Source organism: Pedobacter heparinus (genome assembly GCF_032678725.1).
Lineage (GTDB): Bacteria > Bacteroidota > Bacteroidia > Sphingobacteriales > Sphingobacteriaceae > Pedobacter > Pedobacter heparinus_A.
This window is the reverse complement of sequence record NZ_JAVTSC010000014.1, coordinates 1-18,232: the sequence shown is the minus strand read 5'-3', so window position 1 is coordinate 18,232 and position 18,232 is coordinate 1. Positions and strand designations below refer to the sequence as shown.

Annotated in this window: 11 protein-coding genes; 8 read left to right on the top strand and 3 right to left on the bottom strand. The window is 42.9% G+C overall.

Annotated features, from left to right (window positions below; translation table 11 throughout):
• Positions 1-3,171 (bottom strand): TonB-dependent receptor, encoded by a 3,171-nt coding sequence (locus R2Q85_RS19240; RefSeq protein ID WP_316813418.1) that lies wholly within the window; start codon positions 3,169-3,171, stop codon positions 1-3.
• 432 nt (positions 3,172-3,603) lie between these two features.
• On the opposite strand from R2Q85_RS19240, the gene R2Q85_RS19235 reads away from it, so the two are divergent.
• Genes R2Q85_RS19235 through R2Q85_RS19220 form a run of 4 tightly spaced genes read left to right on the top strand, consistent with a single transcriptional unit; the run spans position 3,604 to position 10,094 of the window.
• Positions 3,604-6,306 carry a glycoside hydrolase domain-containing protein gene (locus R2Q85_RS19235; RefSeq protein WP_316813417.1) on the top strand — a complete coding sequence of 901 codons (2,703 nt, stop codon included), beginning with the start codon at positions 3,604-3,606 and terminating at the stop codon, positions 6,304-6,306.
• Positions 6,307-6,347: 41 nt separating this feature from the next.
• Positions 6,348-8,495 carry a right-handed parallel beta-helix repeat-containing protein gene (locus R2Q85_RS19230; RefSeq protein WP_316813416.1) on the top strand — a complete coding sequence of 716 codons (2,148 nt, stop codon included), beginning with the start codon at positions 6,348-6,350 and terminating at the stop codon, positions 8,493-8,495.
• The gene (locus R2Q85_RS19225) at positions 8,492-9,130 is read left to right on the top strand and encodes a carbohydrate-binding family 9-like protein (RefSeq protein ID WP_316813415.1); all 639 of its coding nucleotides are present in this window, start codon (positions 8,492-8,494) and stop codon (positions 9,128-9,130) included. The genes R2Q85_RS19230 and R2Q85_RS19225 overlap by 4 nt, the downstream gene beginning before the upstream one ends.
• 55 nt (positions 9,131-9,185) lie before the next feature.
• The gene (locus R2Q85_RS19220) at positions 9,186-10,094 is read left to right on the top strand and encodes a class I SAM-dependent methyltransferase (RefSeq protein ID WP_316813414.1); all 909 of its coding nucleotides are present in this window, start codon (positions 9,186-9,188) and stop codon (positions 10,092-10,094) included.
• Positions 10,095-10,104: 10 nt separating this feature from the next.
• Here the strand turns inward: R2Q85_RS19220 and R2Q85_RS19215 are convergent, their stop codons facing one another.
• Entirely contained in the window at positions 10,105-11,181 is a 1,077-nt protein-coding gene (locus R2Q85_RS19215; protein WP_316813413.1) for a substrate-binding domain-containing protein, read from the bottom strand.
• A 405-nt stretch (positions 11,182-11,586) separates the two neighbouring features.
• Here R2Q85_RS19215 and R2Q85_RS19210 point away from each other — a divergent pair, with 405 nt between their 5' ends.
• From R2Q85_RS19210 to R2Q85_RS19195, 4 genes are read left to right on the top strand one after another with little or no spacing between them, the layout of a single operon-like run.
• Positions 11,587-14,727 (top strand): DUF5107 domain-containing protein, encoded by a 3,141-nt coding sequence (locus R2Q85_RS19210; protein ID WP_316813412.1) that lies wholly within the window; start codon positions 11,587-11,589, stop codon positions 14,725-14,727.
• A gap of 30 nt (positions 14,728-14,757) precedes the next feature.
• Positions 14,758-15,660 (top strand): phytanoyl-CoA dioxygenase family protein, encoded by a 903-nt coding sequence (locus tag R2Q85_RS19205; protein WP_316813411.1) that lies wholly within the window; start codon positions 14,758-14,760, stop codon positions 15,658-15,660.
• A 2-nt stretch (positions 15,661-15,662) separates the two neighbouring features.
• On the top strand, positions 15,663-16,478 hold the full coding sequence (locus R2Q85_RS19200; RefSeq protein ID WP_316813410.1) for a sugar phosphate isomerase/epimerase family protein: 816 nt from the start codon (positions 15,663-15,665) through the stop codon (positions 16,476-16,478).
• The gene (locus R2Q85_RS19195; RefSeq protein WP_316813409.1) at positions 16,471-17,721 is read left to right on the top strand and encodes a sugar MFS transporter; all 1,251 of its coding nucleotides are present in this window, start codon (positions 16,471-16,473) and stop codon (positions 17,719-17,721) included. Before R2Q85_RS19200 ends, R2Q85_RS19195 begins: the two co-directional genes overlap by 8 nt.
• Before the next feature lie 43 nt (positions 17,722-17,764).
• Here R2Q85_RS19195 and R2Q85_RS19190 read toward each other — a convergent pair.
• A partial coding sequence (locus tag R2Q85_RS19190; RefSeq protein ID WP_316813408.1) for a hypothetical protein occupies positions 17,765-18,232 on the bottom strand: 468 nt, incomplete at its 5' end.

Genomic DNA, 18,232 nt, shown 5'->3' with positions numbered 1-18,232 from the left:
TTAAAATCCAAGGTTTAGTCCAAAAGATACGGTCCGCATTAAAGGGTTGGAGATATTAACGCTGCCATTCGAAGAGCCCCCGTTTCCACCGATCTGAGCGCCATTTGCAGGGTCTAGTCCTGTCCACCCTGTTAAAGTGATCAGGTTTGTTCCGCTAACATAAACTTTAAGGTTATCTACTTTAAGCTTCTCGGTAATGGTTTTAGGGAAGTTATAGCTTAAGGATGCGGTCTGCAGTCGAACAAATGTTCTTGATTGATAAAAACCATACAGATAGGTATTCGCATAATTTGGTCTCGGATATTTGTTGTTTTCCCTGTCAGGCATCCAATAAGGCAGATCCAGCCAGTTTCCTGCTGTAGGTAAGGTAGCACCGGTAAACTGACCCCTTAAATTGGTAGAACTGAAGAAATTGTTTTTTCCACCGCCTACAATAGCGTTGACGCTAAAGAACAACTGGAAGTTTTTATAGCTGAAGGTATTTGAAATGTTAAAATTGAAATTTTCTTTTCCATATCCAACTACCGATTTATCTGCCTCATTAATTATCCCATCATTATTCAGGTCACGGATCTTCAAATCTCCAGGAAAAAATAGCTGCCCTCCACTGGCTGTTCTGTACTTGGCGATGTATTCTGCATCAGAACTTTGAACAATCCCATCTACGGTATAGTCAAAATTTGCACCAAGCGATTTCCCTATAAAGAGACCATTTGCAATATCATCATCTTCCTTACCATCTTTATTTACATCCAGTCCATATAAACTTACCAGCTTATTTCTGTTCAGCCAGAAGCTGACACCTGTACTCCAGTTAAACCCACGCTCTGATTGTATGTTAACAGAATTTAAGGAAATCTCTATCCCCTTGTTACGTACTTCACCTGTGTTCGCTTTGATGCTGCCGAAACCTGTAAAGTAAGGGAGTGCACGTGTTAACAATTGATCATATGTTTTAGTGGCATACCCATCGATATTACCCGAAAGTCTGTTGTTAAATAATTGGAAATCTATACCAAAATTGAAACCTAATGTGGTTTCCCAGCTATATTGACGATTGGCAAGATTCGCAGGGGTACTGGTTGGGGTGGTAACATTTCCAAATACGGTATTATTAGTCCCGTTTGTAAAGGCAATCGTTTGATAAACTGTACCTGCCTGACTACCCAGCTTGCCGTAAGATCCCCTGATCTTAAGATAATCCACAAACGAGTTGTTTTTCATGAAATCTTCTTCAGAAAGAGCCCACGCTACCGAGGCACTAGGAAATGACCCCCATTTATTATCTTCGCCAAAAGCAGAGTTCGCATCTTTTCTATAAGTAAACGTAGCATAATATTTTTGCTTGTAATTATATGCCAGTCGTCCAAAATAACCTACATTTTTGATGTCCCCCAGCTCAGTCTTGCCATCTTTTGTGGTAGCCAGATGAAGACCATTATATCCAAGTACGGTAGTTCCCGCTTTTGCGAAGTCTGCACCACTGAACCTGGTAAGCTGAGTAGAGGAATAATCCCTGGTATATCCTAAAAGTGCATCGATATTGTGGACGCCAAAAGACCGCGTATAAGACAATAAACTGTTGATCAGCCATGAATTTTCCTGTTCGGTGGAGCGGTAACCATTTGTAGTAGATAAGAACTGCAGCGGGTTCGCCACATTTGCAGGAAGCAAGGTATTTACTTCACCAAATTCATGGTGAAAATAACCGAGCTCACTGGTGGCTTTGTTGCCTGTAGCTTCAAAGCGATAGTTTAATCCTTTTATAAATGGAACTTTCACATTTACAAAACCAGTTCCTCTTATATTATACTGCTTATTCAAATCATCATCATACATTCCGGGGAACAGCGCGTTGGTTGGGTTTCCCCAGAAAGGATTAAATAAAGAGGTGCTTCCTGAAGGATATCTTTGCAGGATCTGATCATCTGTCCCTTCAAGATATTTATAACTAAAAGGAGACATATAAGTAGCCATGTATAAGTTGGGCGAAAAACCTGAAAAGTCTCGTGAAGAGTAATAGGCATTTGCACCGTACGATAACCAGTCCGTAATGGTATTCTCCAATTTAAGCGTAAGATTGGGCTTGGTAAATTTATCATTATACAATACTCCTTTCTGGTCCAGAAAACCAGCAGAAAAATAGTAATTCAGCTTTTCTGTTCTTCCTGACACATTCATCTCATAATTCTGAACCGGAGCATATTGGGTAATTTCATCCATCCAATTCAATTCATGACCTTCATTATAGGCTTTGAGTTCTAATGGAGTAAGCACTTTGGTAATGTCGCTGATGTCCTGACCGCGGATAGACAGATTGTCTTTTCTCCATTGTAGGAAACTCTCCCCTGATTTCATTTTGGGAACACGCGTCCAGTTTTGGATACCATAATAAGTACCGAAATTTATCTGCGGTTTATCTGTTTTTCCACGTTTGGTGGTAATGAGCACCACTCCATTCTGAGATTGGGATCCATAAATGGCTGCAGCACTGGCGTCCTTGAGGATATCGTAGGTAGCCACATCATTCATATTAATTTCATTGAGGTCGCCGTTAAAGATAACACCATCCAACACAATTATCGGCGAGCCACCAGCAATGGAATTCTGTCCCCTTACGACTATATTTGGTGTAGCACCTGCCGCTGTAGAAGGACCAACATTGATACCTGGTGTGCCTTGAATAGCTTCCAGTACATTCATGAATGGCATAGAAGATTTAGGCCCTTCATCAAACTTAATGGTAGTAATGGCACCGGTCACATCTTTACGCTTCTGGGTACCGTAGCCAATTACCACAACGTCATTCAGCTGGTTTGATGAAGGCACAAGGGTAATATTGATCTTGGTCCGGTTATTTACTTTTACTTCCTGGGAAACATAACCCAGATAGCTAACTGTCAATGTTGCATTACTCTCTGTGGTTAAGGAGTAATTTCCGTTGGCGTCGGTAACAGCACCGCCACCTGCAGAGCTTTTGATGGTTGCACCAATAATCGTTTCACCAGTTTCATCCATCACTTTACCGGAGATGGTAATTGGTGCAAGCATTTTTTTTGCTGCTACAGCTTTACCGGAGGCCACCAGTAAGACTATAAAAACAGAAGCAAGCAACATTTTTGTAACCCTAAGGTTTAAAAGGTTACAATTTAATAGTTTGAGTTTTGTCATACTTCATGAATTTAGGTTGGTTAAAAGATTCTATTTGGTTCTATTTTGCAATCGATTGCTTTTTGATCAGTTTGCTTTTCTAAAAAGCCAATCCAGGTATAAGTGTGCGAACACGTAATTACACCATATTGCTTACACAAACATAATAAAATATTAATGTGTGCGAACACAATTTTGAAATTATTTTTTATTACCGGTTTTTTGTTGTTATGTTTGGCTACAGCGTTTTTCGATTTTCAGCTCAGCTGAGCGTTTAAATATAGGAGCAACCTGTACCCGGAAATGCTTAAAAGCAGCCAAATTGCAAAACCAAAAATAAACCAGCTGATTTATTTAATAAATCAAAAATTATGAAACCATTAAGAGCAAACACTCACAAACAGTAATGAATATTGCTCATGATAGCTTCATCACCATTAAAATTATATACAGATGAAAAAACTGCTATTCTCCACTTTGATGCTGATCGCTCCATTTGTTCAGGCACAAAACAAAGACAAACTGTTACATGCCATTGATATTGATGCCATACGTGAAACCAAGCTGACCGGTTATATCGGATTGGCGCCTACCGTGATGTCGAAACCTGCAGCAACGACACAGGTAACTGCCCTGCTCAAAAAATTTCCAGGCAAAAAATATTTCACTTTTCCTGAAAGCAGAGAAAATTCTATCCGCCTGCTGGATAGCCTGCCAGAAAAATGGACAAACTACTCGGCAGCTGACCTGGTTTCATTTAAAGGAGCAGCCCAACCAGGAGAGTATTATGTATTTCAGGTTGGCGTTTATGGAGGAGCTCAGCCTTTAAAAAATATAAAGGTCCGCTTTTCGCCTTTAAGCAACGGCAATGGCCAGTCTATTAAAGAGGTAACCTGTTTCAACTCGGAAGGGGTCTCTTTTAAAGGAGAAAAGTTTTCCAAATCACTGCAGCTTGATCCGAAAAAAGTACTACCGCTTTGGTTTGGCATACAGGTACCGGAAGATCATAAAGGTGTATATAAAGGTACCGTGGAACTGAAGCCGGAAGGTTTGCTTGCTACGTTAATCCATGTAACCATAGAAGTAAAGGGAAACATCATTGCCAATCATGGCTATAATGACGAGACCAAATTGTCCCGCCTGGCCTGGCTGAATACAAAGGTTGCACTGGACAATGGCCTGACCAACGGTTTTAAACAGGTAGACCGGGAACAAAAGAACATTTCTATATTGGGCCGTACCATTAAATTGTCTGATCAGGGCCTGCCCCTTGATATCCAAACTTATTTTGACAAAAACAATGAACTCATCTTACCTAAGGGCGAACCTATTATTGCAGCTCCCATCAGGTTTATCATTGAACAGGGAGGCAAAGAGCTGCCACTTAAAGCCAGCACACTGAAATTTGAAGACCATTTTCCGGGATCAACACATTGGGAAACCAAATTAACGAATGGCGACATTATCGTTACCGTTAAGGGCCGCGCAGACTACGACGGTTTTATTGGGTATAGTGCTGTAGTTTCTGCTTTAAAGGATGTTGCCATTAATGACATCCGTTTGCAGGTTCCTATGCGCCCGGAGAAAGCAACTTATATGATGGGATTGGATAAAGAAGGAGGATTTAGCCCGAAAGACTGGCGCTGGAAGTGGGATGTACTGGAAAAACACCAGGATGAAGTATGGATGGGCGCAGTAAATGGCGGATTGAAACTAAAACTTAAAGGAAAAAATTATCAGCGCCAGCTGGTTAATCTCTATTATCCATTTGGCCCTTTACATGAGCCTGAATCCTGGGGAAATGGCAATAAAGGCGGGGTAGATATTTATGAACAGGATAAAACGGTAATGATCAAGGCATATTCCGGCCAGCGCACCCTAAAAAAAGGCGAAACCTATCAGTTTGATGCGGAGTTTTTGGTTACTCCATTTAAAGTCATCAATAAGGATATCCAGTTTAATGACCGTTATTACCATTCGGATATTGACACCACCAGCAATACGATCAGGCTGGCAGAGGAGCATGGGGCCAATATCATCAACATCCATCATAAAAAGGACATCTACCCTTTTCTGGACTATCCAATGGCCAATGACAACGTACCTGACCTGAAAGCATTTATAGACAGCACACATACCAAGGGAATAAAAACAAAGCTTTATTATACTACGCGTGAGATTAGTGTAAATGCACCTGAATTATGGGCCATGCGGGCATTAGGTGATGAGATCATTTACCCGGGGCCAGGTATGGCAACCCGGACACTGGTAAACCCTAATGGCGTGCATCCCTGGCTGGGACAAAATTTAAAGAAAGATTTTATACCGGGCTGGGTGGCTACATTTACCTCTGGTAAATATAAAGGCCGCCAGGATCTGTCGATTCTCACCAGACCGGATTCCCGTTTAAATAATTTCTTTCTGGGCGGACTGGAATGGATGTGCAAAGAACTGAATATTGATGGCATTTACATGGATGACCTGGCACTTGACCGGGAAACCATGCAAAGGACCCGTAAAATTCTGGAACGCGACCGCCCGGGCGCAAAAATCGATATGCATACCTGGAACCATTACAATAAATACGCGAAATGGGCTTCTTCACTAAATCTCTACATGGACATGCTTCCTTATATCGATCATTTATGGGTTGGTGAGGCAAGGGATTACGACCGCTCTTCTGATTACTGGCTGATAGAAGTAAGCGGTGTTCCTTTTGGCCTTTCTTCCCAAATGCTCAACAAGGGCGGAAATCCCTGGAGGGGTATGGTATTCGGCATTACCAACCGTTTGGCCTGGTTTAAAGCCAAGACACCAGAACACATCTGGAAATTCTGGGATGATTACCATATTGAAAAGAAACAGATGATCGGCTTCTGGAATGATGAAATTCCGGTTAAGACCGACAATGATAAAACGGAAGCTACTATTTTTAAGGGTAAAGATGAAGTAATCATTGCTGTGGCAAACTGGACTGCTGAACCGCAGAAATGCAAACTTATAATAGACTGGAAGGCACTGGGCTTATCTCCTGATCAGGTAACAGCCGAAATACCTGAAATAAAGGAATTCCAGGACAAACGTTCCATCAATATTGAAAAGGAAATTAACCTTGAGGGCGAAAAAGGCTTCCTCATCGTGATCAAAAGAAAATAACAATTACCATAAACAGGATTTACATGAGGATTACTGCTTTAATGAAAAGATTAGGAAGTTTACTGCTGTTAAGCCTGGGCCTTTTTGTATCGGCCTATGCACAACAGCCCGTTAAAATATATGTGGCCCCAAATGGAAAGGGGAACAATGCCGGAACGCTTAAAAACCCCCTGGCAACGGTTTCTGATGCCCTGGCCATGGCGAATACCGCTGCTAAAAAGAGCAAAAGCCCTATTGAGATCATTTTACGGGGTGGTGTTTATCCACAAACCAGCACCATGGAAATCGTGCAGGGCAAAACCTGGAATTCGCTGGTACCCTTAACTATAAAGGCTTACAATCAGGAAAAACCCGTTATCCACGGCGGAAAGATTGTTGCACCAAACCTGATCAAACCTGTGTCAGATGCGGGATACCTCCAACGCTTTTTACCCGAATTCAGGAACAGGATCAGGCAGGTCAATTTAAAAGGTGCCGGGATTAACAATACCGGTAAATTGAGGATGACGGGTTTTACCAGACCTTTTGCACCTGCATGGCTGGAGATTTTCACGAATGATGAGCCGGGCAGGATTGCCAGGTGGCCAAATAAAGGAACTGTGCCGATCCATGCTGTGCTGGATACGGGTTCCATCCCCCGATGGGGCGACTCCACAAACCGCGGCGGCACCTTTACTTATAAAGACATTAAGCGGCCTTCACGATGGAAAGAGCCTCATAAAGCCTGGATAGCCGGTTTTTTTATGTGGGGTTACGCTGATGACGCTGTTCCGTTAAAGGGTATAGATACTTTAAAACAAACCATTACCACACTTAAACCACATGCCTATGGCTTTGGAAGCGGAAAACCCTGGCGGGCCTGGCATGCCTACAATATACCGGAAGAAATTGATGTTCCGGGAGAATACTATGTGGATACGGATACCAAAATGCTCTACTTTTTGCCACCTGATGATTTAAAAAAACTGGAAATTTCGGAACTGGAGAGCCCCTTGTTTGCCATAGATGATGTACGGAATGTGAAGCTGCAAAACTTAAGTTTTACCTGCAGCCGGGGCATCGGCATCACTATGGAAAGAACAGAGCAGGTGCTGATTGACGGCTGCAAATTTACCAACCTGGGTATGGTAGCTGTTTTTATGGGCAAAGGTGTTGAAGCGGAATCGGATAGCTTGAGTGTGTTTGCCGTGAACCCTAAATCCAGATCCATTGGCAGCCTGGTGCAATATGTTTATGACCATACGGTTTTTGACCGGGAGGCCGGAAAAAACAATGGCATCATCAACTGTGAAGTGTACAATACCGGATCTGGTGGCTTTCTGATCAGCGGTGGTAACCGGTTGACGCTGGAGCCTGGCAACAATTACATCAAAAACTGCAGCATTCACGATTTTAACCGGATTGAGCGTTCCTATCGGCCCGGCATATGGATTACCGGAGTTGGCAACAGCATTTCCAACTGCGACATTTACAATGCCCCTTCCTCGGGAGTAATGCTGCACGGCAACAACCATCTGGTGGAATACAACAATTTTCATCACCTGGTAATGGATTCAGATGACATGGGTGCCTTGTATTTCGGCAGAAATCCTTCTGAAATGGGACAGGTTGTACGCTACAATTATTTCCACCATATAGGCGGCGACCATAAGACCATGGCGGTTTACCACGATGACGGTGCTTGTGGAATGGAAGTTTACGACAATGTATTTTACAAAGCGGGTACGGTTGCCGGTTTTGTTGGCGGAGGCAGGGACAATCCTTACCATAACAACATCTTTATTGAAACAAAATATGCAGCCCATATTGACGACCGGTTAAAGCACTGGGCAAGGGCCATGTTATATAAAGACGGCACCTTTCAAAAGCGTCTGGAGGCGGTAAATTATAAAAATCCACCCTATGCTACGCAATATCCAACGCTGGCGAAATACTTTGAAGATGATCCGGAAATTCCCAAGCGGGATACTTTCTATAGAAACGTGCTGGTGAAGATCACAAAACGTGTAGAAGGAATACAGGAACGGCTGCCCTTTATGGACAGCAATTACGAAACGAATGAAGATCCGGGTTTTGAAAACTACGGAGCGGAGCATTTCAAATTGCGCAAAGATGCAGTGATCTTCAAAAAAATACCTGGTTTTAGGGATATCCCGTTTGAAAAAATAGGCTATAAAAAAGTAAAATGACACTAAAAGTAACTTACCTGCCGGAAATCAGCACCAGCACCAGGCTCTTTGAGCTGTCTGATCTGCTTGACAAAGCAGAACGACAGCTCATAGGCTGTTCACCCTGGAAGGAGTTTACCGTCTCAGACGTACACGCCTGTTTTGTCATTGTTCAGGGTAGCGACTGCATTGCATTGAAATATTACGTAAGGGAACCTTTTAGCAAGCCAGTATATTTTAACGCCAACGACCCGGTATACAAAGACAGCTGTGTAGAGTTTTTTATTGGCTTTAATAACGATCCCGCATATTATAATTTTGAGTTCAACAATGCCGGAACCTGTTTATTGGGTTTTGGAACAGGCCGGGAAAGAAAGTACCTGCCGAAATCGCTTATTGATCAGATCAGGTACAGCCGGTCATTTAAAAGTACGGGAACGGAAGCATTGATAGGCTGGGAACTGACCCTGCTTATTCCCTTCGAGGTATTTTGTTTCCATAGCATCGGTAAATTTGAAGGCCCGTCCTGCAGGGGCAATTTCTTTAAATGCGGAGATGACCTGCCGGCACCTCATTACCTGGCCTGGAACAATATTGCCACGGACAGTCCCAATTTTCATTTGCCTGAATTTTTCGGCACTATTGATTTTGCGTAATTTTTAAAAGCTTGTCATTTTGTCGTTTTTTTTATAACCTTGCTAAAAAAAGCAGATGTTTCAAGAAGAGAGCTATAATAAACATGGAAACTGGTACAATACTTTGTTTCCAACGGAGGAATCTAAAAAAGCTTATTTTCAGAAATTCAAAGAAGCAGACCAGAACACCATTAACAATTGGTTGCAAAGCATCCAGTTTTCTTGTCTTGACCCTTTGATCAGCGTTCCGGGACAAGCCTGGTTAACGGTAGGTGATGCTTATGGTCTGGATGCCAATTATATCATTTCAAAAGGCAATGCCAATTCCGCCCATGCCAGCGATTTAAAAAGCGACTTTCTCAAAGTTTCCCATCAGGAAGGTTTTATCCATAGCTTTTCAGCTGAAAATGCCGAGAAACTGTCTTTTGAAGACAACAGCTTTGATTATGTTTTGTGCAAGGAAACCTACCACCATTTTCCACGGCCATATATGGCGGTGTATGAAATGCTTAGGGTTGCCAGAAAAGGGGTAATGATGATCGAGCCCCAGGACCCGGTAACCAAAATGCCTGTATTCCTGTTCATCACCAATGTGCTGGCGGCGATAAATGACAAACTGGTGCAAAAGATTTGGAAAAACCGCTTCTCTTACGAACCCGTGGGAAATTTTGTGTACAAAGTATCTGAAAGGGAGTTCGAAAAGCTGGCTGCAGGCTTAAACCTGCGTTTGGTAGCTTTTAAAAGAATCAATTCCAATTTCTATTACAAGGGCGCGGAAACCACGATGGCCAATCGGGGAAATATGAAGTTTTTGAAACTCAGGATCAGGAAAAAAATATTTGACCTGTTGGTTAGCCTTAAATTATGCAGCAGCCAGGTACTGACCAGCCTGATCTTTAAGGAAACGCCGGATGAGCAGGAACAGCAAAAATTAAAACAGGCCGGTTATCACCTGGTCCATATCCCTGTCAATCCATATCTATAAAAGAACAGCGTCAGAACCTGTTGTAAAGCATCGATTCGTCTATATAATAATTCAGGTTTTCTTTGGTCACAATATCCAGTGGCAGAAACTTTATCGCAGCGATTTCCTTTTTGAACACCAGATGATCAACAAGCTGGTTGATGCCCCAGTAGCCTTGCCCTAATGGGTTCTGGTTAATTAAAAAGCTGATGGATCCTTTGTTCAGGTAATGCAGGTTCTGAGGGATAAGATCGTAACCAATGATTTTGATATGATTGATGAATTTCTGCTCAAAATACTTAGCGATTTCAAAAGCTTTGGACGTGGTCACAAAACAAAACTGCAACTGGGGATTGCCTTCAAATATGGAATCCAGCTGCTCTACAAATAAAGCATAATTGCGCAGATTTAGCTCGGCCTTGATGATCTCGTACTGATGATTCAGGTTATTCTGTATGAAGTAATTTCTTAAACCCTGCTCCTTTTTAGTAAGGTGCGCGGAATTACTGATCTCTTCGTCAATATGGGCAATCAAAACCGAAGGCGGCTGCGGCTGTCCATAATGGATCAGCTTACCTGCTACCTGCCCGCTTTGGTAAGAATCCTGACCGATATAACTTAAAGGATCGAATTCTGCAATTTGCGTATTAAACAGCACAAAGGGAATTTCCTGCTTTTTCCAGCCTTCGAAAAATGGAAGTACCTCGCGATAAAACATTGGTGCCAGTAGGATACCATCCGGATTGGCACGGCTAACTTCTTCCGCTTTTTTTACAAATGAATGGGGATCGTAGGGGTTAAACATAAACAATGTAACCTTGACGCCGTACTGCCGGGCTTCTTTGGCCGCCTTTTGAATACCAGCTTTTGGATCAAGCCAGTACGGATCGTAACGCGGATCACCGATCAGTGCTGCAAAATGATATTCCTTTTTGGTTCCAAGGGCACGGGCCATAAAATTTGGCTCATAATTCATTTCCTCAATGATCTTGAGAATTCGCTCCTTTACCTTTTCTGAAACATTCCCCCGGTCGTGCAATACCCTGTCGACAGTACCTGCGGATACTTTAGCTTTAACGGCAATATCCTTAATACGGATGTTCTTCATTTTTCTGTTTATATTTCTTTCTGTTACAATGCCAAAGCGTTATACTCTTTCCTGTACAGCAGCCTGGTGTTCCGTAAATCAATCACCAGCTGCAGCTGAAAAAATTTAACAAATGTATTTATTTAGTTTGGAAGATAAGCATAAATACGTGTCTGCCCGGATAATCCTCACCAACATGACATTTCCACAAAACAGCATATTTTTTTACTAACATTCTTATTTATTACCAAATGTATACGTATCGCAAATAAAACACATTTTATTGGTTATTTCAACAAATAATACTGTGTGTGCGCACACATTTTTTTAATTTACAGCTTGGTTCTTAATTTATTCTTAACTAAGTTTGATCATATAAATATTGTTGAGCTTGTGTACTTATCCCTGCTCAACCAATGACATCAAATGGAAGACATCAAGATTATAGAAAAAGCAATCATCAGAAAGGAAGTTCTTGTGCTTAAAACCTACCCTTATTCGGACCCGAGCCCTATTCCCGAATTTGGACGTTTATACCCCTATAACAGGTTTGATGGCTATACCAATAAAGGCATGGATCAGGCCTGGGAAATGATTGTTATGGAAAACAATTACATCAAGATCTGGATCAATCCATCTGTAGGGGGAAAAATATGGGGTGCCATAGAAAAATCGACCACCAGGGAATTTATATATTTTAACCATGCAGCAAAATTCAGAGATGTAGCCATGCGGGGACCCTGGACTTCCGGCGGCATGGAAATAAACATGGGCATCATCGGTCATACCCCCTCCTGTTCTGCGCCGGTTGATTACAAAACTATTGAAAATGAAGATGGCAGCGTAAGTTGCGTTATTGGCGCAACAGACTGGCCTTCTCGTACCGAATGGAGAGTAGAGATCAATCTGGCAAAAGATGCAGCCTGTTTTAGCACCAAAAGCTGGTGGCATAACAACAGTTGCATGCCCCAGTCTTATTATCAGTGGAATAATGTGGGCATTAAAACATCCGGAAACCTGGAATACATTTACCCCGGGCAGCATCGTCTGGGACATGATGGCAGCCCGCAGAGCTGGCCCGAAGATGAAGAAAAAAGAAAGATATCTTTCTACGACCAGAACAACTACGGAGAATATAAATCCTACCATGTGTTTGGTGCCTATACTGATTTTTGGGGATGTTACTGGCATAAGGATCAATTCGGCATGGGGCATTCTGCTCCTTATGATGAAAAACCGGGAAAAAAAATATGGATATGGGGACTCTCCCGCTATGGCATGATCTGGGAAGACCTGTTAACGGATGAGGATGGACAATATACAGAAGTCCAAAGTGGCCGGCTGTTTAACCAAAGCGTGGCTGCCAGTTCCAAAACCCCTTTTAAGCACCGCTCATTTTTGCCTTATACCTTTGATACCTGGGAAGAACACTGGTTTCCAGTTAAAAATACCGGAGGATTAACGTATGGCAACCAGCAGCTGTCTTTTTACATTACTGAACAGGAGAAAAGCCAGCTGATCAATATCTGCGCAAATGAACCCCTGGATCATCAGCTTAAAGTTTTGCACCAGCAGCAAGAAATTCTGAGTGTGCATATGGAATTGAAAACCATGCAGAACACCAGCTTTAGTCTTCCTTATCCGGTAAAGACAGCAGAACTGCAGGTATGGTTAAATGATTCGGTAATTTATAATGGCCCCGAACAAAATACGCCCTTAAAAAGACCCACCAAACTGAGTAAAGCTTATAATTTCAATTCTGTTCAGGCCCGCTGTATACAGGCTAAAGAATGGGAAAGACAGCGCTTTTTTGACCGTGCAATTGCCCATTATCAGCTTTGCCTGAACCTGGACCCTTTTTATACCGAAGCGCTTAACGGACTTGCGGGACTTTATTTTAAACAATTGAAGTTTGCCGAGGCGCTGTGTCTTTTAAACACAGCTTTAGCTGTTGACACCTATGATCCTGAGGCCAATTATTTATACGGACTGGTAAATGAAAGGTTAGGAAATACCGCTGATGCAAAGGATGGCTTCTCAATCGCCAGCCAGTCTGTCGAGTACCGGGTAGCCGCCTTTATTGAGCTGGCAAAAATATTTTTGCGTGAAGGCCAGATTGAAAGGGCATATACTTATGTAAAAAAAGCAAGACTATACAGTCCGGCTAATCTTCAATCCATATATTTAAGCATCATTATAAACAAGCTTAAAGGCAACAGGGATAAAGCTATGCTTCTGATCAACCAGCTGCTACATACAGATCCGATCAATTACTTCGCAAGATTTGAACTCCACAAGGCGGAAGGGCTTCCTGTGGATAACATTACGGTAAGCGAGCTGCCTTACGAAACCTATATAGAACTAGCTGCCTTTTACTACAACTTAAATTTATACGCGGAAGCACTGGAATTGCTGGACGCTGCACCTGATTATGCGATGGTTCAGCTTTGGAAAGCCCATTTACATTCGCTTTCGGGATCCGGCACAGGCATTATTGCTACACTTGATGCTGCAGCAGGGATGCCTGCCGATTTTGTTTTTCCACACCGCGAAGAAGACATCGCCATATTGCAATGGGCAGTTAATCAGCATCCCGCCTGGAAATTTAAATATTACCTGGCCCTTGCACACATCCAGAACCTACGTAAAGAAGAAGCGCTGACATTGTTGAACAGCTGTCAGCAAATCCCTGATTTTTATCCTTTTTATATTGTAAGGGCAAACCTAAAAAAGGAATTGCAGGAAGATGGTTGCCTGTCTGATCTGAAATACGCTTTTCATCTTGCGCCAGGCGAATGGAGGACTGTTTTAAATCTTTCCAATTATTATGCCGCACATGGAGACTGGGAACAGGCACTGACCATTACCAAAAAAGGTTATAAATTGTATCCTGACAATTATTACCTGGGCCTGAAACTTGCCAAATGTTTCATGTATACCCAAAAATTTGAGCAAGGGATCTCCCTGATGACCAATATGACGGTATTGCCTAATGAAGGGGCTTCTGAGGGCCGGAACAGCTGGCGGGAAACACATTTGCTATGCGCATTTAACGCCATAGAAAGCAAGAACTGGAAAAAAGCGACCCATCACATTGATATGGCAAGAACATGGCCGGAAAATATGGGCATTGGCAAACCTCATCATGTTGATGAGCGGCTGGAAGACTATATGCAGCTCATTTGCCTGAAGCAGGAGAATAAAGAAGAACGACAAACGTTGACCGATAAGATCATCAATTACAGAAAGCACCATGAGCTTAGCCCTTATGGTTCTGTTGATTTCATCAGCATCCTGCTGATGCAGGAAGCAGGCGACCTGAAAGGTGCAGGCCGGATTCTGGACAACTGGTTAAAACAGGACCCGGATGCTTTACCCTTAAAATGGAGCCTGGCCTATTTGAATGGCAACCAACAGGAACTAAACACTATTTCCAGGCAAAAACTGCCGGTTAAAGAGGTATTGCCCTACGAAGTTCCCTTTGAGGACAGGTCTTTCCCTTTTGTAAAAAAGCTACATAGCCTGGATTATTTAAATAAACATACCCATTTAGCAACAATGAATTAACAGATCAATTGGACTAAAAAGATCAGCAAAATGAATACGAACCAACTTAAAGACCTTTCAGTATACCACCAGCTGGTATCAGACTTTTTCAAATGGCCGGCAAATAAAACAGAGTGGGAAAAATACAGGCTCAGTGATGAGCAGGTCCGCTTTTTTAAAGAGAATGGTTATGTAAGTGACATCAAATTTTTAGAAGAATGGCAGGTAGATCAGTTGAACGAGGACCTGCTGCGCATTTCAGATCCAAACCTGCCCGACCACACCCTGTTTCACCAGTTTTTTTCCAATGCCTCCACAGATCCGAACTCGGTATTGTTCCATGCTTTGGGCGCCTGGCGCATCACCCCTGCTTTTCACGACATTCTATGGAACCCCGCATTTGTAATGGCGGCCAGCCAGTTGCTGGGAGATAAGGCCGTTCGTTTCTGGCATGACCAGCTTTTTTGCAAACCTGCCAAACATGGCGGTGTAGTGGCCTGGCACCAGGATTATTCCTATTGGACACGTACCGTTCCCTTACAGCATTTAACCTGCTGGGTAGCGCTTGATGACGCAACCACCGAAAATGGATGCATGTATTATGTACCTAAAAGTCATCAATGGGGCTTACTGGAGAAACCAGAGCTTGCCGGTGAAATGGAAGGTCTGATGGAGTTTTTAACTCCGGAGCAAAAAGCAGCCTTTAAACCTGTTCCGATCGAACTCAAAAAAGGGCATGGCACCTTCCATCACCCCTTGCTGATTCATGGTTCTTATGAAAACAAGTCTGAAAGGTCAAGGAGGGCTTTTGTATTAAATATGTTTGCGGACGGCACCATTTCCGATACCGACAAAGAACTGATGCCAGGTACCCCGGCCATCCCCAAAGGAGAAAAAATAAGCGGACAATACTTTCCCATATTGATGGATCCTGAAAAGGAACTGGCAGGCTAAGCATGGAGAAATTTTTCTTTTGTACCTATTGGGGCAGTGAAAACATGGATTGGGCAATGTTTTTAAAAAAGGCTGCAGCTGCCGGCTATGATGGCGTCGAAGCCAGCCTGCCCCCAGATCCCGCAGTACAAAAAAAAATGGCAGAGCTTGCAGGAGCCTTTGATTTAAAACTGATCGGTGTACACTGGGACACCGTTACGCCGGATTTTAATACACATAAGAAAGAGTTGCAGGCCCGTTTACTCAGCCTTGCACAGGTTAACCCGATGTTCATTACCTCCCATACCGGGAAAGATCATTTCAGTTTCGAACAAAATGTGGAACTGTTGTCGCTGGCCAGACAGATCAGCGAATCAACAGGAGTTACCATTTTACATGAAACACACCGGGGGAAATTCAGTTTCGCAGCACATTGTACCAGGGCTTTTTTAGAGGAATTGCCTTGGTTAAACCTCACCCTGGACATTTCTCATTGGTTTAACGTAGCGGAAAGCTTTTTACAGGATCAGGAGGAGGCACTCGCACTGGCTTTATCCAGAACCCGGCACATTCATTCCCGGATTGGTTTTACGCAAGGGTCGCAGGTGAATGACCCCCGCAATCCGGAATGGCAGGATGCCCTGCAGCAACACCTGAAACACTGGGACAAAGTCATTGCCCTGCATGAAGAAAGGGCTGCCCCTTACTTTACCTTTACCTCTGAGTTCGGCCCATTCCCGTACATGTCCTCAGCTCCGGGCAATATCCCTGCTTCAGCACATCAGTGGGACATGAATAATTACATGAAAGATTTACTTAAAAGCAGATACTATGTCTAAAAAAGCCCTGACCATGCAGATCGCCACCATTGGTGCTTTCTTTTTTATCTTCGGTTTCATCACCTGGGTTAATGGCACCTTGATTCCCTACCTCAGGATAGCCTGTGAACTGGAAGAATGGCAGGCCTACCTGGTTACCTTTGCCTTTTACATTTCTTATACGGTTATGGCCATCCCATCGAGCAAGATCCTGGAAAGGACGGGTATGGTTAAAGGAATGCGGATTGGCCTGGTCATCATGGCTATTGGCTGCGCGCTGTTTATCCCTGCAGCCTTGATGCGTTATTACCCATTATTTTTACTGGGTCTGTTTGTGGTGGGCACCGGCACAACCTTATTACAAACTGCAGTTAACCCCTACATCACCTTATTGGGCCCTCCCGAAAAAGCGGCACAGCGCATCAGTATGATGGGTATTTGTAATAAATTTGCCGGGGTGATTGCCCCGCTTATCCTGGGCGCGATTATCCTTAAAAATTCGGATGGGCTTATCGCCGAATTGCAAAGCATGAGCGATGCCGCACGCAAAATACGTTTAGACAACCTGGCACATGCAGTGATATTACCTTACATTGTACTCACTATCATCCTGCTGATCATTGCCTACCTGATAAAATTTGCGCATCTGCCCGAAATTGATGCGGCTATGCCAAGCCCCGCCGATGAAGTTCCTGCTGATGTAAAACAGGCAGCCAAACTACGGACCAACTTTACTTTAGGTTTTATTGCAACATTTTCCACGGTTGGCCTGGAAGTAATAGCCGGCGACACCATTGGCAATTACGGAATTTACCAGGGCATGTCATTAAACATTGCGAAGAACCTTACCGCTTATACCCTGGCCAGCACGATGGTTGGCTATCTATTTGGCGCCTACGCCATCCCCCGGTACATCTCCCAGGAAAAAGCTTTCACCTATTCCGCCTGGCTGGGGATACTGATTTCCCTGCTGGCCACCTTTGTGCCTGGTACTGCTTCCATCGTATTTATTGCTTTACTAGGCCTTTCAAACGCATTATTATGGCCAGCCATATGGCCCCAGGCGCTAAAAGGTTTAAAAGGAAAAATGCTGAACAGGGGCTCTGCCATTTTAATTATGGGCGTTGCCGGCGGGGCCATCATGCCATTGGCATATGGCCTTTTAGCCAAGTACACCAATAATCAATATGCCTACATTATTTTAATCCCTTGTTACCTTTTTAACCTCTATTATAGCCTGAGGGGCAGAAGAACAGCGTATTAAATAGGAATGAAGTACTCCCTATTTGCTGGACAGCTATAGTTAATTATTTTTGCGCGAAACTTGCATCTAAGTTTTTTATGATTTCATTTATTCTGATAAGCGATGCATTAGTAATTTTCTCGGAAGCTTTTCTTTTCAAAAGAGAAGCGTACTTCTTATCAATCATAACATCTTTGCCAGAGTAAACCGGCATAATTAATTTACGTGGAGAGTTTTCCTGTGTTTCAAAATATTGTTTATCCATATAGGTAATATCTTCAAGAACCATAGTACATAAGGCATTCCCGTACACAAGCTTTAAATTATACGTCATATACATACCGAATGTTTGGATGATATTGCCATCAATATCGAGATAATCTATTATGCGGGAAACAGTACTATCATTATTATCAATGATAAACTGTCCGGAATATGGATCTAACTTATTATTCAAATAAGAATATGATCTTTTATGAAACTCTTCTTTACTTAAATCGTACTTAAACTCAACCTTGAAAACAACTTTGCT

What these genes read in the sequence shown, in the direction of transcription:
- R2Q85_RS19230 (WP_316813416.1), top strand. Translation starts at nt 6,348, where the DNA reads ATGAAAAGATTAGGAAGTTTACTGCTGTTAAGCCTGGGCCTTTTTGTA.
- R2Q85_RS19195 (WP_316813409.1), top strand. Translation starts at nt 16,471, where the DNA reads ATGTCTAAAAAAGCCCTGACCATGCAGATCGCCACCATTGGTGCTTTC.
- R2Q85_RS19200 (WP_316813410.1), top strand. Translation starts at nt 15,663, where the DNA reads ATGGAGAAATTTTTCTTTTGTACCTATTGGGGCAGTGAAAACATGGAT.
- R2Q85_RS19215 (WP_316813413.1), bottom strand. Translation starts at nt 11,181, where the DNA reads ATGAAGAACATCCGTATTAAGGATATTGCCGTTAAAGCTAAAGTATCC.
- R2Q85_RS19225 (WP_316813415.1), top strand. Translation starts at nt 8,492, where the DNA reads ATGACACTAAAAGTAACTTACCTGCCGGAAATCAGCACCAGCACCAGG.
- R2Q85_RS19205 (WP_316813411.1), top strand. Translation starts at nt 14,758, where the DNA reads ATGAATACGAACCAACTTAAAGACCTTTCAGTATACCACCAGCTGGTA.
- R2Q85_RS19240 (WP_316813418.1), bottom strand. Translation starts at nt 3,171, where the DNA reads ATGACAAAACTCAAACTATTAAATTGTAACCTTTTAAACCTTAGGGTT.
- R2Q85_RS19210 (WP_316813412.1), top strand. Translation starts at nt 11,587, where the DNA reads ATGGAAGACATCAAGATTATAGAAAAAGCAATCATCAGAAAGGAAGTT.
- R2Q85_RS19220 (WP_316813414.1), top strand. Translation starts at nt 9,186, where the DNA reads ATGTTTCAAGAAGAGAGCTATAATAAACATGGAAACTGGTACAATACT.
- R2Q85_RS19235 (WP_316813417.1), top strand. Translation starts at nt 3,604, where the DNA reads ATGAAAAAACTGCTATTCTCCACTTTGATGCTGATCGCTCCATTTGTT.